Below are 15,318 nucleotides of genomic sequence, written 5' to 3'. Positions count from 1 at the left end.
ACAGGCCATCGTGGCATTCGAGACAGAGTGAGTCAAGCTTGCTGCGAGGCGTTCGCAACAATTCACTGCGCCGCCACACCAAATCCATTCGGCCGCCCCGCGGCCGTGTTAGGAGTCTAGTGAGCGGGCGTTCAGCTCGACTTCTTCTCCGCGACTGCCGCGCTGAGGCCCTCGAGCAGATCATCACCGCTGAGTTCCTTGAACCGCAGCAGCTGAAGCTCGCTGAATTCGGTGGTGTCGCTGGCCAGTACCGCGTCGAGGTCCTCGTCGTCGAGGCGGAAGCTCCGGTGGTCGCGGGCCTTTTCCACCACGTTTCGCACGAAGCCGGCGTTACCGAGTGTGTCGATGCCGCGGATCAGGTCCCCGTCTTCGGAGTAGCTCTCGTCGGAGTAGAACTTGGTGTACGACGGCAGCAGAGCCTCGGCTGCTTCCTCGGTGATGACGTCTTCGTTCTCCTGGCCCATCAGGCGCGTCAACGCGACCAGCTCGTCGGGCGTGTAGCTGAAGAACTCGATCACGGTCGAAAAGCGCCGTCGCAGACCCTGGTTCACGTCGAGCATCTTGTCCATTGCCTTGGCGTAGCCGGCGCCGAAGACCACCAGGTCGTCGCGATGGTTCTCCATGTACAGCAGCAGGGTGTTGATGATCGCGTTGCCGTACGGGTCGCCCTGTTGGTAGCCCTTCTCGTGCAACGTATGCATCTCGTCGAAGAAGACCGCTCCGCCCAGGGCTTCCTCGAGCATCTCCTCGGTATTCTTCTCCGCGTCGGCCATGTAGCGGCCCAGCAGCTTGGTGCGGCTGGTCTCCACCACCACGGGCTTGCGCAGCACCGTCAACCCGCACAGTTGCTTGCTGAAAGCACGCGCCACCGAGGTCTTTCCCGTTCCGGGCGGGCCCAGCAACAGGGTGTGGCGCGAGGTGACCGGCACCGGAAGTCCCATCTTGGCGCGCGCCAGGTTCACCTTGGTCGTGGACTTGATGAGTTTGATTTCCCGCTTCGCTCGCTCCATGCCCAGCATGGCGTTGAGCTCGGCGTCACCCTCTTCCAGGTACTTGGCCGCCGTCTCGGCTTGCTTGGCCGCCTCGGTCTGCGCGCGGGTCGGTGCGCTGTCCGGGTCCCACGGGTCGGTGCGCGCCTCGATGGTTTCGGGGTCGGTCAGCACCAACTGGTAGTTGGGGTTGTCGAGGGCTTCGCGGGCGGGGCCGAACTTCGGGTCGCGGGAGTACACCCGGCGCAGCACCTCGACGGCTTCTTCCTCGCGTCCGAGGTGTCGCAGGCACATGCCCTGGGTGTACAGCGCGACGTTGGCCGCTCCCGGTACCCGATCCGCCTCGATGGCGTCTTGGCTGCGCCGCACCGCCTCCTCGAAGACGCCGAGCGACGCCAGCGCCGTGGTCGCCATCGCCGCGCCGGCCGCCTTCAATTCGGGGTTGCGCCAGATCTTTCCCTCGGGGAATTGCGCGAGGACATCCGGCCATCGTCCGGCACGGAAGTAGAGGACCCCTCGCACGTAGGCGATCAGCTCTTCGTCGATGGGTTGGCGCGGCTCGACGCGGTCGAGCAGTTCGGCGGCTTCCTCGTAGCGCTTTGCCTCCGCGAGGACCGCGGCGTACGCGCACGCGAGCGACTCCACGCTGAGCACCGCCAGCCGCAGAAACAGCCCGTCGGAGACGTCGGGATGAAACTGCATTTCCGTGACGCCGAGCCGACGGGTCTCCCAGCCGAACGTGCTTACCGCCGCCCAGGCTCCCGCGATCACCTCGATGCTCTGGTCACCGGCCAACAGCCGTGCCAGCCAGGCGTCGCACATCGCCGGGTCGAGCGTGGTGGCCGTGCTGAACATCCGCAGCGCCACTTGCGGGTTGTGGCTGGGCTGAAGACCGTTGACGGAGATTCCCGACGCCAACAGCCCGGCGACCATTGCGTTACGGGCGTCCTCCGCCGTCGATTGCGGGCGGCTCATTGACCCGCGAGCAAGCGCTCAGCGTCCTCCCGCACCTGGCCCACCTGAAGCACTAGGTCGTCGTCGGGGAGCAGTCCTCGAGTGGGCACGACCAGCAGTGGGCGAGTCGTCGGAGCAGGCAGGCTCGCGCGCACCGCGGCCAGCTGGCGGCCGGTGAGCCGGTTCAGTCCCGACGACACTCCCCTGGGCAACCTGCTGTCGCTGTGATAGCGCACCCAGCCGGAGACCTCGGGGTGGCCGTCGTCTGCGGTGAGCTGGATGGTCACCACGGTCGCCTCGGCGTCGGGCAACCACAGCTCCTCCAGCGTCTCGGTGGTGATGTCCGACGGCGTCAACCAGAAGCTGGTCGCGAACCCGTTGAAGTGCTTCAGGTAACGCCAGCCGGGACGGCTCCAGGTCGGCTCCAGGTCCGCCAGCACGGCGCTGTCGACCTCGGCGATCTCCTCGGAGGTCAGCGGCCGGGGCGTGCAGCCCGGTGCGTCCAGATCCTGGACCAGCCGCTCGGTGGCCGCGACCAGCGTGGAAGCCAGCGAATCGCGGGCCGCTACCGCGGCGACGTTGGACTGCGGATTCATCCGCAGCACCAGCCAGGTACGGCGCACGTACGAGGCGGGCTGATCGCTGACCAGTCCCCACTCCTCGGGACCCAACTTGTCGAGCTTGGACAACTCGGCGGCGTTACCGCCGCGGCGCATCTGCACCGACACGATGTCGATGCCGTCCAGGATGACATCGAACTGGCGCAGTCCGGCGGCAACCGATCGCACCAGCACGCTGGCCGGCGGCGCGCTCTTCTGGCGGTGGTGGCGCGATGTGGCGTCGTCGTCGCCGTCCAGCGCGATCACGGTGACCAGCCGGCCGTCGTATTCGCGCACCCCGACCTTGTCGCGCCCGAACCGGCGCTGGTAGTCGAGCGCGGGCGTGCAACCGGCGGCCAGCGTGGTGCCCGGGTCGGCGGACCAGTCCCAGAGCCAACCGGCCAGGCCGGAGGTCACCGTCAGGCCGTGATGGGTGACCAGCGACAGCAACGTGATGATCACCGAGATGCCGACACCCACCCACCAGGCGATGTGGTACTTGCCCTGCCACGACTCGGGGCAGTGGCTGGCGATCAACAGGATCCCGACGACGACCAAGAACACGACCGTGACCCGCGCCCACGACAAGGACAACCCAAACCTGCGCTGAGCCTTCATTGCTGTTACTGCTCCGCCCTTATTGTTGCTGCCTACGACGCTTCATCAACGTCGCGATACCGAATACGGCGCCGCCTATCAACAGTGCGCCGGTCAATCCCCCGGCCGCCACCCACACCGGCAGCATGTCGCGATGCGGAGGCGCCTTCGGCACGTTCAACGGTATCGACAGTTGCTGCGGCGGCTTGAGCGGGCCGTCGGGAATGTCCCAGGTCAGTGCCGCCACCGGGTCGACGACACCGTAACCGAGTTGGTTGTCGACGCCGCGGGCCGGTGCACGCGCTGACCGCTCCAGCCGGTTGATCACCTGATACGCCGACAGCTGCGGGTACTTGGCGCGTACGAGTGCGGCCACGCCGGAGACAATCGCGGCCGAGAAGCTGGTGCCGCTGGGGACCAGCAGCGAGTTGTCCGGTCCGTCGATCGCGTTGATCAGCCCGTCGTCGCGCGGCGAGAGCCCGATGACGTCGCTTCCGGGCGCGGCGATCCCCACCCACGGTCCAGCCACGCTCGACGGGCCCTGCCCGTTGCTGCCCTGGGTCTGCGGGTGACCCTCGGAATCCACCGCGCCGACGGTCAATACGTAGTCGCTGAACCAGGAGGGCGTCACCACGGTGGTGACAGCGTTCCAGTCGCGGGGGTCCTTGGGCTTCAACGGATCGAAGATCGGGTTCTGCTTGCAGTCCTTCTTGCTGGTGTCGCCGGCGGCGGCGACGATGACGGCGTTGCGGTCGACCGCTGCGTAGCGAACAGCGGCTCCCAGCGCTCGCTGGTCGATAATGTTGCGCGCACTCATGCAGGTCACGTCGGAGATGTTGATCACCGAAGCCCCCATGTTGGCGGCGTGCACGATGGCCCGTGCCATGGTCTCGACGCCGGAGATCTTCGCCGAGGTCTGCGGGTCCTCGTCGCCGGTGTAGGCGTCCTTGAGGCCGAAGGCCTGGCTGGACTGGCGGATCGAGATGATGTCGACATCGGGAGCGATGCCGCTATAGGCATCGGGCCCCGCGGACCCGGGCGGTGGTGGCGGAGGCGGCGGTGCGGGCGTCGGCGTCGGCGCCAGCGGGTGCGGATTGCCGATATGAATCGTCTGCCCGCCACCGGAGTAGGCCGGGATCGTCACCGTGCCGCCGCCATGGTTGGCGGCTCCGGGAGCCGCCGGTGCGGGTGGCGGCCCCGGCCGACGGCGGTGGCTGCGGCATCCACGGTGGCGGCGGCGGGCCCTCGGATGGCGGCGTGGCCGGAACCATGGTCACGGTCTGCGGTAACGGAGACAGGGTCACCGTCTGCGGCGGTGGCGCTTTCGGCGGCGCCTCGGTAGTCGGAATCGTCACCGGCTTGCGCGGTCCCGCCACCGGCGGCGGTGCCGCGCCGTTTGCCTGTGCCGCGCCGATCATCGACGCCACGATGGTGCCGTGCGCGTCACAGTCGGACAGCCCGTCGCCGCCCATGATGTAGTCCCCGCCAGGGATCAGGTGCGGGAACCTGGGATGCGGGGTCACACCCGTGTCGATGACGGCGACCTTGATCCCGGCGCCGCGGCCGAACTGCCATGCCTCCTGCATGTTCAGCATGTCCATGTACTTCGGCTGCAGCTTGAAATCGGTGCCGGGCAGCACCCCGACCTCGGTGCAGTACGAGTTCTGCTTCATCGGCGCCGGCGGCCCGGGCGGACCGTCCGGCGGCACCGCCGCCGGGTCGATCGTCGGCGGCGATATCGCGTAGGCGGGCGGTAACCCGGCTAGTGAACCCGATGTGAGCAGGAGTGCGGCGATCGCCGCACGGGATGCGCGCCTACGCCACACCTTGCCGTTACCGGTACCGGATTGCTGCATAGACATTCATCAACCACAACGCCAGCGGGAAGATCGGCATCAGGCAGACGTATTCAATCCATTCCACAAACTTGCGGAACAGCGGGCTGTAGATGCTGTTCGGGACGACTGCCGCGGACACCAATCCCGCCGCGGGCAGCAGCACCAGGATCCCCACGCAGACAGACACCGACAGCGGCGACTGCAGTTCCAGCGCGTAGCGCACCACGACCGTCGCGACGATCATCACCGACGTGCCGGCCAGGGTGATCGCCTGCAGGCGATCCACGTAGGAGCGGCCGCGCAGCATCAGGAAGCCGGCGCTGAAACCGGCCAGCAGCAGCGGCAGCCACCGTTCCCCGGTGTGCGGGTCCGATAGCCCCGCCAGCGAGACCACCATCAGCACGCCGAAGCCGAGCAGCAGACCGGACAGGAACGATCGGGCACGTTCGGCTTGCAGCAGCACGTCGCGCACCGACGCGGGTCCCTCGAGGACCGGCGGGCCGCCGCCGGTGCGGGTCACGGTGGTGGGCAGATCGGGCCGTGCCTCGAAGACCCAGCGGCTGGTGGCCGACGGGAACACCGGCAACCGGATGCCGGACAGCCGTCGCGCCATGGCGGGCGCGCACTGGTAGCCGATGACGGAGACCAGCACGATGGTCGTCAGCATCGTCACGGCGCTGGTCATGGCGACCATCCGAGCCAGGGCCGCGATCGTGGTCAGCGAGCTGACGGTGATGATCGCGGTGTACAACCCCAGCCTGCGTCCGGTGAACCGGAGAGCCAGTATCGCGGCGATGGTGAGGACGCCGAAGCCCAGCACCGCGTGCGGCGATCCGACACCGCCCGGTGGCGCCCCGGCCGCGGCGATCGAAAGCGGGGCCAGGCTGCTGACCAGCATGATGTCGGCGATGCGCCGATCGGCCTGCGTCTGGGCGCGCATCAACAGCATCATCGATACGCCCAGGACGACCGCGGCGATGACCGCGGCGTAGATCGTGGTCAGCCAAGAGTTGTGGTGCCAGCGCCACCAGCCCAGCAGGGCCGCGGCGAGGAAAACGCCGCCGGACACCATCGCGGCGCCGACCTGCACGGCGACGACCGGGTCGATCGCGGCGAACCGCTTGCTCAGGTTCTGCGAGACGGCAGTCGAGATGTGCTCGATGACCTGCGAGCGCTTTTCGGTGTCGGGGACGAACCGGATCCACAACCGGTCGCCGTCGAGAACGTCCTGCTCGGACAGCGACTGGGTGGCGCGCAACGGCGAGCCGTCAACCAGGCACAGCGCCCACTTGCCGCGACCCGTCGCCTCCAGCGGAGTCTCGCCGAGCTCGCGCAGGCGGCTGTTGACCACCTTCAACAGCGGGTCCGTCATCACCGACACCGGGGCGTTGGCGTCCAACAGGACGCCGATCTGGACGCCCTCGCCGGCCATGATGCCGACTACGACTGCCCGTGGCTGTGAGATCCCCTCAATATCAGCCTGTGGCGCATCAGCTACCGCAGTCATCGGGCTGCACCCCCTGTCGTGGTGAACGTGTGGCTCTGGATCGCCAGTCGCGTGAAGGGCTCTGTCGACCTACTTGCCGAGGCTCCGGAAAGTAGTGGTTCGACCTTTTCCAATTCCATTTACCCCGCCTCGCGATTGGTGAATCCGCCGACTCTGACATTCTTTATTTGCTGCTTATTCATAGAGCAGTATGACGTGTTCGTGGCCTGGCCGCACCCTGAGTTCAAAAGCGTTACAAGCCTTAACATTTGATACTTCTTGTTACACCCTGCTGTGGGTCTTCCACTCGCCGTACGGAAGTGTGTCCAGCACGGTCTTGACCCCGACTTGCACCAGTTGCGGAGTCGCCGGACAGATGGCCAGCCAGGCCTCCCCCGAACCCGCGGTCCGCGCCTGTTGGTAAAGCGCGATACGGCCGCCAGAACCGTCCTTTAGTGACAGCACCGAGGCGCTGGGCCCCTTGGCGTCGTCGCGGTATTGGCGCGCATACACAGCAACCTCGGCTGCCGGATCCGAAAGCGCCTGGCCCAGCGCGGCGACGGTAGCGGCGCTGATGCCCATGCGGCGCAGGTCGCCGCCGGAGAACACGTTGAAGCCGGACTCTTGCCACGACTTGGTGGCTTCCAGCATGTCGTCTAACGGCACGTTGACCGCGTTGATCGCGGCGGGCTCGGCGTGGTGAATCGACTCCAGGCCGTCCAGTACGAGGGCGGCGATCGACGCGCTGTCCGCGACGGCGACGTCGTCGACGGTGATGTCGGCGCCGACGCGAACCGCCGAGACCCAATGCTGGCCACGCCGGGCCAGGACCACCCGGAACTCGTTGTCCGGGATGTCGCGGGAGCCCGGGGGCTGGTTTTCGTCATCGACGACGCCGTAGAGCAGCTTGCCCCGAGACAGCAGTGCGATGACCTCAAGATCTGGCGCGGCGAGCACCCGCATCCGCGCCGCTACTTCTTCATTGACATCGTCGCCGACGACAATGCCCTGCTCCCGCATCACCTTCATGCCGGGGTGATCGTTGAGCCAGTCACTGCTGTCGGTGGATACGTAGGGCCGGCACCGCAGCTCCGGAGCGACGTGTCGGATGTCCAGTAACGCCTGGAGCATCCAGAAGCCGTCGACGTTGACGGTGATGTCGGTGCGAGTGCTCTGCTGGTCCATTAGTACCCCGGATAGTTGTTGTGCACGGTAACCGCAGGACGCGGCAGCACACCGAACCGATGGTGTGCTGCCGCGCCTGAAGTTTCGGGTGTCAGGCCCAGCTGGACCCGACGGCGCTGTCGGTGCTGGCCATGTTGTTGCCCGCGGTCTGCACCTTCTGCCCGTGCTGGTTGGCCTGCTCGTAGATGACCTGGAAGTTGCGACCCAACTGGGTGATGAACTCCTGGCACGCCACCGAACCGGCGCCACCCCAGAAGTCGCCGGCAGCCAGCACATCGCGAACGATGGCCTGGTGCTCGGCCTCCAACGAAGCGGCCTGCGCGCGGATGAGGGCGCCGTGCGCGTCCACATCTCCGAACTGGTAGTTGATCGACATTGTCTATCCTCCTGAGTGAAAAGTGTTGGGTTGATCCGCTTTTCGCGGCTACTGGCTGAGGATCTGCTGCGAGGCCTGCTCTTGCGTCTCGTAGTTGTTGGCGTCACGGATCAGTCCGTCACGCACGCCGTGGAGCATGTTGACAATGTTGTTGAACGCCTGGTTCATCTGACCCATCGTGTCGTACGACGTGGCCTGGGCCTGACCGCTCCAGCCCGCACCGGCGATGTTCATCGACGACGCCCACATCTTGCGAGCCTCATCCGACACCGTCTGCGCGTGCATCTCAAAACGGCCCGCCATCGCACGCATCGCGTGCGGGTCGGTCATAAAACGTGTTGCCATGTTGCCTTTCTCCTTAATATTGCGACTCGAGATTTTGTTGTGTTGGACAGTGGCTGGGTCCGGTCAGTTACAACCGTGACGTAATGGCCGGACCGAACACCTAAGGATGATCCCCCTCCTGACCAGCACCCCTCGGACCGTCTACTCGTAGACGGCTTGCCCGACCGCTGGGTGGCTGGCGTGACCCACTCCGATGTGGGTGTCCTTAGCCTCAAATGAAGAAACCAGTTAGCCGGCAGCGGCTGCGTTGGCTGCTTCAGTAGCGGCGTACGAGCCCGAACTCATCGACAGCGTGTTCACGAACTGCTCGTGAATCGCCGTGGCCTGAGCGCTGACGGCCTGGTACATCTGCGCGTGCGCGGCGAACTGAGCCGCAGTGAGCGCTGAAACTTCGTCGGCAGCCGCCGGCACCACCCCGGTCGTCGGGGCCGCCGCAGCCGCGTTTTGGGCGCTAAGAGCAGATCCGATACCCTGCAGGGTCCCGGCTGCCGCGGCCAAAGCCTCCGGCTGTGTCGTCACGAACGACATGATTTTTCCTCCTCCATAATCCCCAAACTCTCTGATGAGAGTAGATGACCGTGATCCGTAAAGCCTGATCCGTGGACCGCCCGTTCGCAATTGTTCACGGAACGGTACGGCGAATTCACTTTTAGTAACGACACAGTAACAGCGTAAGGCCTAGTTTGGGGCCCCTGAGCAGCGAAATCACCAGACTGACACTGTCTGACCTCCCTCGTTGTCGATAGCCTGCCGGCAGGGGCGTTGCCGGAGAGCCGCGCGGGCAACCGCGGGGATGAGATCCCATCGCCGGTCGCGCACCCTGGCCGCATCGACTTAGCTAACTGTTCTTCGCGGCCCGAGCTGCGGCGCTTCCTCAGCCGGCGAACGGTGGGCGGGCCATCACGGTGGGGCGGAAACCGTACCGCGGCCCGGCGGCGCCGATGCCGCCCTGGCCGCCCATGCCGGCCAGTGGCACGCCACCGAGCAGGTTGCCCGAGCCGGCGGCTTCGGGCGCTGCGGTGATGGCGCTGACGGGCACCGCGGCGGCGTGGCTGACCGCCGGAGCGGCCCCGGACCAGACGGCCGGGACCGACAGGCGACCGACCGAGCCCGCGTTGCCCAGACCCGCCGCGACCGCCGGCGCCGCGTGGGCGCCGCCGCCGAGCATGCCGCCCAGACCGGCCAGGCCCTTGGGAGCCGCGGACGCCGCGCTGGCGGCCGCGCCTCCCAGGGCGCCGGTACTTTTGGCGATCTGCACACCACTGTTACCCATACCGACGGAGAAGTACGGCAGACCCTCGGTGTTATACGCGAACCCGACGAACGGGCTCAAACCGTTCACGAAGGTGGCGAAACTGCTCGGCAGAATGGTCTGCCCGGTCAGCAGGAACCACGCCTGGGTGAACGGATCCGTGGTGGTGGTGGCGGCGGCTGCGGCCGCGGCGGGTGTCGCCGCGGCTTGCAGGGTGCTGGGTGTCTGAGTGATCGCGTTGGCTGTCGTCTGCGCGGCGTTGCCGGCCGCGGAGCTCGAGGCCGACGAGGTCGCCGCGGCCTGCTTGGCCCCGGCGTCCTGAGTGGACACCTCGGGCGCCGACTTGAACGGGGTTACCTTGGTCGCCGACGACGACTGCCCGGCGTAGTTGTACATCGTGCTGGCGTCCTGGGCCCAGAACTGACTGTATTGGGCTTCGAGTTGCGCGATCACGCCGGTGTTTTGTCCCAGCACGTTGGTTTCCATGGCCTGGGTCAGCAGTGCCCGGTTCTGCGCGATCACCGGCGGCGGTACCACCGAGGCGAACGCGGTCTCGAACGCCGCCGAGGCTGAGGACAGCTGCTGGGCGGCCTCTTCGGCTTGGGCCGCAGTGGTTTTCACCCACGTCACATACGGCGTCAGCGCCTGGACGGCGGCGGCCGAAGCCGGCCCCAGCCACTCCTCGCTAGACAATTGGGAAATCACGCTCTCATAACCCAGCGCAGCCGAATTCAGCTCGGCAGCAAGGGAATTCCATGCCGAGGCCGCCGCGATCAACGACGTCGAGCCGGCGCCCGCGTATAGACGCGCAGAGTTGACCTCTGGCGGCAACGCTCCAAAATCAATCGACATAGCTGAGCCTCCTGGATGCTGAGCGGACTGCACGGTGGTGTGAATCGCTGACGGGTGACTGCACGACGGTGGATCGAGTGGGCACGGGTCATCCAGCCGATGGTGGTCGGATAAGGACGTTGCGTTTGAAGCCGTATTTGTGGGTGAAGCCGGTGGCGGCCCGTCGCCCCGCGCCGGTCATCGGCATGCCTTGCAGGACACCGTTGTTGGCGGGTCCGGTGGCGCTGGTGGCGTAGTTGACGGTGGTGGCCTGGATGGCTCGCTCTTCGAGCGCAGCGGGTGCGGCGTTGCCCCACGCGTTGGGGACCGAGAGTCCGCCGACCTTGGCCGAGGAGGCCAGGTGTGCGGTGGCCGCGAGGCCGCCGGGGTGGCCACCGCCCAGCGCGGCCAGGCCGGAAAACTGCGGCGTCGGATACCACGCGCCACTGGCGCCGGCCGTCGACCCCAAGCCGAACGTCGTCTGCTGCTGGATGGAATAACCGAAGGCGCCCAAACCCGTCCCGAAGTAGGGAAGGCCGCTGAGCTGTTTGAAGATAGTCTGCGGGACGCTGGGACCCCATCCCATCGGGTTGTCCGGAGTGGGGATGGTGAACCAATTGGACCACCACGGTGGATCGGTCGCCGTGGCCGAAGGACTGGCAGCCGCCGTTACGTTGGTCGAAAGTTGTTGCGCTGCTTGCGGAACGGCATTGGTGGCGGCCGCTTGCGTGGTGGCGTTGGCTGCGGGCTGACCCGACTGGCTCGCCGGCTCGGAGACCGCTTTTGCCACCGCTTGCGCCTGGTCCGTCGTCCCCTCCGGGTCGGTGGTTCGGGGGGAGGGCGTAAACGGGGTCAGTTCCGTCGCGAGCGTCGATGCGGCCGCATAGCCGAACATGGCGGCGGCGTCCTGGGCCCACATCTCCATGTACTGGGCTTCGGTCGCCGCGATCGCCGGGGTGTTCTGGCCGAAGAAGTTGGTCGCGATCAGGGTCGCCAACAACACGCGGTTGGCCGCGATCACCGGCGGTGGCACCGTCGCCATGAACGCCGCCTCGAACGCGGCGGCGGCGGCCCGGGCCGGCGGGCCGGTCTCCCCGGCTGGGGCGCCTGCCGCCCCGAGCCAACTCACGAATGGTGACACCGCCGAAATCATTGACGCCGACGCCGGCCCGATCCATGGCCCGCTGCTTAGTTCGGAGATCACCGAGCTGTAGCCGCTGGCCGCGGTTGCCAGCTCGGTTGCCAGCCCATCCCATCCAGCGGCCGCGGCCATCAGCGGCCCCGACCCGGGACCCGTGTACATCAGGGCCGAGGTGATCTCTGGCGGTACGGCGCCGTAGTCCATCGACGCAGCGCCCGGTTCGAACGGCATGTGTTCCTCGCAACTGGAATTTGTCGATGACCTTGACCGAAATGGTTGGTTGCGAGGCTAAGGCGCGGCCCCGGCGGTTGTGGCCGGGCGAGTCCGCGGGTCAGGCGAAGGCTGCGCGGGCGCGTGGCGCTATCCGACAGGAGTACAAGATCCCACCGGTGGCTTACCGCGTCGCGAATGCGGGCTGCCACCTGGGCGAATGCGAGATGCCGTCGCGTCGCGGCACCCGGCGCGCGCGGAGGTTAGGGGTGCCATCAATAGGGAGAGAACTTGACCGACGGATAAAAATCCGCCCGCGGATAAAACCCACGGAGCATCGCTGCTCGGTGGCGCTTCAGGGGCCGCAAACGTGCAGTTTGCAGCGGATAACCGCTAGCCGGCGAAGGGCGGGCGGGCCATGACGGTGGGTTTGAAGCCGTAGCGGGGTCCCGCGCCGCCGACGCCATGGGCGCCGCCCATGCCGGCCAGGGGCATGCCACCGAGCAGGTTGCCCGAGCCAGCGGCTTCGGGAGCCGCGCTGATCGCGCTGACCGGCACGGCCGTCGCGTGGCCGATCGCCGGCGCGGCGCCGTTCCAGACGGCTGGGACCGACAGGCGGCCCACCGAGCCCGCGTTGCCCAGACCCGCGGCGACCGCAGGCGCCGCATGGGTCGCGCCGCCGCCGAGCATGCCGCCCAGACCGGCCAATCCCTTGGGGGCTGCCGACGCCGCGCTCGCGGTGGCCGAGACGATGCCCCCGGTACTTTTGGCGATCTGTACACCGCTGTTGCCCATACCAACGGAGAAGTAGGGCAGACCCTCGGTGTTATAGGCGAAACCGGCGAACGGGCTCAGGCCGTTGACGAACGTGGCGAAGCTGGTGGGCAACGTCGTCTGCCCGGTCAACAGGAACCACAGTTCGGTGAACGGGTCCGTGGGCGTGGCCGCTGCGGCAGCCGCCGCCGCGGGCGTAGCCGCCGACTGCAGCGTGCTCGGTGTCTGGGTGATCGCATTGGCCGTCGAATTCGCGGCATTGCCGGCTCCGGTGGCCGCCGCCGACGAAGTCGCCTCGCCCTGCTTGGCCTGCCCGGAGGGGTCGGTGACCTCTGGTGCCGATTTGAACGGGGTCACCTTGGTCGCCGATGCGGACTGGGCCGCGTAGTTGTACATCGTGGTGGCGTCCTGGGCCCACATCTTTGCGTATTCCGCCTCGAGCTGGGCGATCAAACCGCCGTTTTGGCCCAGCGCGTTGGTTGCCATCGCCTGGGCCAGCAAGGCGCGATTTTGCGCGACGACCGGTGGCGGTACCACCGAGGCGAACGCGGTCTCGAACGCCGCCGAGGCCGCGGAGAGCTGCTGGGACGCGTGCTCGGCCTGGGCCGCAGTGGTTTTCACCCATGTCACATACGGATTCAGAGCTTGGACGGCCTTGGCCGAGGCCGGCCCCAGCCACTCCTCACTCGATAGCTGAGTGATCACGTTTTGGTAGCCCATCGCAGCCGAGTTCAGCTCGGCCGCAAGGGAATTCCACGCCGAGGCTGCCGTGATCAACGACGTCGCGCCTGCGCCCCCATATAGGCGCGCAGAGGTGACCTCTGGCGGCAACGCCCCAAAATCAATCGACATGACTGAGCCTCCTGGATCCCGGTCGGATTGCGCGTGGTGCTTAGATTCCATCGCGAATAGCCCAGCGGATCTACGAGATTCGACCCTTGACGACAGGCGTTGTCGGGTGCCTACATCCGTTGCCGAGGTGCGCGACGCGCTGGCAGTCTGGGACCTGTGACTCGGAGCGTGACAGAACTAGGGCACGTGAAACCCGTTCAACTGCAACGGGTTTCGGCCGCTCACATCGAGTCGGGACAAACAAAATGCACGCATGACGGCCATGCGGCCGTCATGCGTGCATTCGCAGTGAATCGAATGGCTACCCGGCGAAGGGCGGGCGGGCCATCACGGTGGGGCGGAATCCGTAGCGCGGACCGGAGGCACCGAAGCCTTGGCCGGCGCCCATGCCCGCCAGTGGCATACCACCGAGCAGGTTGCCCGAGCCCGCGGCTTCGGGGGCCGCGGTGATGGCGCTGACGGGTACGGCGGCGGCGTGGCTGACCGCCGGAGCGGCTCCAGACCACACGGCCGGCACCGACAGCCGACCGACGGAGGCCGCGTTGCCCAGACCGGCTGCCACCGCCGGCGCCGCGTGGGCACCGCCGCCGAGCATGCCGCCCAGACCGGCCAGGCCCTTGGGTGCCGCGGAGGCCGCGCTGGCGGCCGCACCGCCGAGGGCCCCGGTACTTTTGGCGATCTGCACACCACTGTTACCCATACCGACGGAGAAGTACGGCAGACCCTCGGTGTTATAGGCGAAACCGACGAACGGGCTCAGACCGTTGACGAAGGTCGCGAAGCTGCTGGGCAGGACGGTCTGCCCGGTCAGCAGGAACCACCCCTGCGTGAGCAGGTCCGCGTTGTTGGTGGCTTGAGCGGGCGTGGTGATCGCCGCCAACGTTTGGGGCGTCTGCTGGATTGCCTGCGCCGTGGTAGTGGCGGCGTTGCCGGTGCCGGTCGCCGACGCGGCTGAGGTCGCTGCGGCTTGCTTGGCCCCCGCATCTTGGGTGGATACCTCGGGCGCCGCAGCAAACGGGGTTACCTTCGTTGCCGACGACGATTGCCCGGCATAGTTGTACATGGTGCTGGCGTCCTGAGCCCACATCTGCCCGTACTGCGACTCGAGCTGGGCGATCACACCGGTGTTCTGACCTAACACGTTGGTTTGCAGAGCCTGGGTCAGCAGGGCGCGGTTCTGGGCGATCAGTGGCGGAGGCACCACCGAGGCGAACGCCGTCTCGAACGCCACGGAGGCCGCATCGAGCTGCTGGGCAGCCTCTTCGGCCTGAGTGGCGGTGGTCTTCATCCACGTCACATACGGCGTCAGCGCCTGGACCGCGGCGGCCGAGGCCGGCCCCAGCCACTCCTCGCTGGACAACTGAGTGATCACGTTGTCGTAGCCCAACGCGGCCGCATTCAGCTCCGCGGCAAGCGAACGCCAGGCCGAAGCCGCCGTCGTCATCGACGTCGAACCCGCGCCCGAATACATGCGGGCGGAGTTCACTTCTGGAGGGAGAGCCCCAAAATCAATCATCGTGATCCCCTTAGCCGGCCGCGGCCGCGTTGGCCGCCTCTGTCAGCGCATATGACCCCGAGCTCATGCTCAAGGTGTTGACGAATTGCTCGTGGATGGCGGTGGCCTGTGCACTGACCGCCTGGTACATCTGCGCGTGTGCAGCGAACTGTGCCGCGGTCAGCGCCGACACCTCATCGGCGGCGGCCGGTACCACACCCGTCGTCGGAGCAGCGGCCGCAGCATTCTGGGCGGTCAGCGCCGAACCGATCCCCTGCAATGTGCTCGCCGCCGCCGCCAACGCTTCTGGCTGCGTTGTCACAAACGACATGTGATTCCCTCCTCAGTAACCGTCCGGTGCGCGCACCGACGGGTTTTCCCGATAATGACGTTA

The 15,318-nt window shown here is 67.0% G+C and carries 12 protein-coding genes and 1 pseudogene; all 13 read right to left on the bottom strand.

Annotated elements, in window-relative coordinates; genetic code table 11:
• Positions 1 to 131: 131 nt before the first annotated feature.
• On the bottom strand, positions 132 to 1,964 hold the full coding sequence (gene eccA, locus MAAFP003_RS13750) for a type VII secretion AAA-ATPase EccA (protein ID WP_096287720.1): 1,833 nt from the start codon (positions 1,962 to 1,964) through the stop codon (positions 132 to 134).
• Positions 1,961 to 3,160, bottom strand: a complete 1,200-nt coding sequence (gene eccE / locus MAAFP003_RS13745; protein WP_096287718.1) for a type VII secretion protein EccE — start codon at positions 3,158 to 3,160, stop codon at positions 1,961 to 1,963. The genes eccA and eccE overlap by 4 nt, the downstream gene beginning before the upstream one ends.
• Positions 3,161 to 3,179: 19 nt before the next feature.
• A pseudogene (locus MAAFP003_RS13740) lies at positions 3,180 to 4,995 on the bottom strand (type VII secretion-associated serine protease mycosin).
• Positions 4,973 to 6,484, bottom strand: coding sequence for a type VII secretion integral membrane protein EccD (gene eccD / locus MAAFP003_RS13735; RefSeq protein WP_096287716.1), 1,512 nt, complete (start codon positions 6,482 to 6,484; stop codon positions 4,973 to 4,975). The pseudogene MAAFP003_RS13740 and the gene eccD overlap by 23 nt, the downstream one beginning before the upstream one ends.
• Positions 6,485 to 6,745: 261 nt before the next feature.
• Positions 6,746 to 7,648, bottom strand: coding sequence for an ESX secretion-associated protein EspG (locus MAAFP003_RS13730; protein ID WP_090602183.1), 903 nt, complete (start codon positions 7,646 to 7,648; stop codon positions 6,746 to 6,748).
• A gap of 91 nt (positions 7,649 to 7,739) precedes the next feature.
• On the bottom strand, positions 7,740 to 8,024 hold the full coding sequence (locus tag MAAFP003_RS13725) for a WXG100 family type VII secretion target (protein WP_036469090.1): 285 nt from the start codon (positions 8,022 to 8,024) through the stop codon (positions 7,740 to 7,742).
• 48 nt (positions 8,025 to 8,072) lie between these two features.
• A complete protein-coding gene (locus tag MAAFP003_RS13720; RefSeq protein ID WP_096287714.1) occupies positions 8,073 to 8,369 on the bottom strand; it encodes a WXG100 family type VII secretion target in 297 nt (98 codons plus the stop codon).
• Positions 8,370 to 8,597: 228 nt separating this feature from the next.
• Positions 8,598 to 8,897: a PE family protein gene (locus MAAFP003_RS13715; RefSeq protein ID WP_090602177.1), complete on the bottom strand. Its 300-nt coding sequence runs from the start codon at positions 8,895 to 8,897 to the stop codon at positions 8,598 to 8,600.
• Positions 8,898 to 9,243: 346 nt separating this feature from the next.
• Positions 9,244 to 10,473 carry a PPE family protein gene (locus tag MAAFP003_RS13710; protein ID WP_096287712.1) on the bottom strand — a complete coding sequence of 410 codons (1,230 nt, stop codon included), beginning with the start codon at positions 10,471 to 10,473 and terminating at the stop codon, positions 9,244 to 9,246.
• 88 nt (positions 10,474 to 10,561) lie between these two features.
• Positions 10,562 to 11,797 carry a PPE family protein gene (locus MAAFP003_RS13705; RefSeq protein WP_096291139.1) on the bottom strand — a complete coding sequence of 412 codons (1,236 nt, stop codon included), beginning with the start codon at positions 11,795 to 11,797 and terminating at the stop codon, positions 10,562 to 10,564.
• Positions 11,798 to 12,196: 399 nt separating this feature from the next.
• A complete protein-coding gene (locus tag MAAFP003_RS13700; RefSeq protein WP_096287710.1) occupies positions 12,197 to 13,429 on the bottom strand; it encodes a PPE family protein in 1,233 nt (410 codons plus the stop codon).
• A gap of 301 nt (positions 13,430 to 13,730) precedes the next feature.
• Positions 13,731 to 14,945, bottom strand: a complete 1,215-nt coding sequence (locus MAAFP003_RS13695; protein ID WP_096287708.1) for a PPE family protein — start codon at positions 14,943 to 14,945, stop codon at positions 13,731 to 13,733.
• Positions 14,946 to 14,955: 10 nt separating this feature from the next.
• On the bottom strand, positions 14,956 to 15,255 hold the full coding sequence (locus MAAFP003_RS13690) for a PE family protein (RefSeq protein WP_036469081.1): 300 nt from the start codon (positions 15,253 to 15,255) through the stop codon (positions 14,956 to 14,958).
• Positions 15,256 to 15,318 lie beyond the last annotated feature (63 nt).

The sequence above is a fragment of the Mycobacterium ahvazicum genome, from assembly GCF_900176255.2.
Taxonomy (GTDB): domain Bacteria; phylum Actinomycetota; class Actinomycetes; order Mycobacteriales; family Mycobacteriaceae; genus Mycobacterium; species Mycobacterium ahvazicum.
This window is presented reverse-complemented; position numbering and strand designations above follow the sequence as displayed.

Bases quoted from the DNA above. Each gene is read 5' to 3' on its own strand.
- MAAFP003_RS13720 (WP_096287714.1), bottom strand. From the start codon at position 8,369: ATGGCAACACGTTTTATGACCGACCCGCACGCGATGCGTGCGATGGCG.
- MAAFP003_RS13710 (WP_096287712.1), bottom strand. From the start codon at position 10,473: ATGTCGATTGATTTTGGAGCGTTGCCGCCAGAGGTCAACTCTGCGCGT.
- MAAFP003_RS13715 (WP_090602177.1), bottom strand. From the start codon at position 8,897: ATGTCGTTCGTGACGACACAGCCGGAGGCTTTGGCCGCGGCAGCCGGG.
- MAAFP003_RS13705 (WP_096291139.1), bottom strand. From the start codon at position 11,797: ATGGACTACGGCGCCGTACCGCCAGAGATCACCTCGGCCCTGATGTAC.
- eccE (WP_096287718.1), bottom strand. From the start codon at position 3,160: ATGAAGGCTCAGCGCAGGTTTGGGTTGTCCTTGTCGTGGGCGCGGGTC.
- eccD (WP_096287716.1), bottom strand. From the start codon at position 6,484: ATGACTGCGGTAGCTGATGCGCCACAGGCTGATATTGAGGGGATCTCA.
- eccA (WP_096287720.1), bottom strand. From the start codon at position 1,964: ATGAGCCGCCCGCAATCGACGGCGGAGGACGCCCGTAACGCAATGGTC.
- MAAFP003_RS13695 (WP_096287708.1), bottom strand. From the start codon at position 14,945: ATGATTGATTTTGGGGCTCTCCCTCCAGAAGTGAACTCCGCCCGCATG.
- MAAFP003_RS13725 (WP_036469090.1), bottom strand. From the start codon at position 8,024: ATGTCGATCAACTACCAGTTCGGAGATGTGGACGCGCACGGCGCCCTC.
- MAAFP003_RS13700 (WP_096287710.1), bottom strand. From the start codon at position 13,429: ATGTCGATTGATTTTGGGGCGTTGCCGCCAGAGGTCACCTCTGCGCGC.
- MAAFP003_RS13730 (WP_090602183.1), bottom strand. From the start codon at position 7,648: ATGGACCAGCAGAGCACTCGCACCGACATCACCGTCAACGTCGACGGC.
- MAAFP003_RS13690 (WP_036469081.1), bottom strand. From the start codon at position 15,255: ATGTCGTTTGTGACAACGCAGCCAGAAGCGTTGGCGGCGGCGGCGAGC.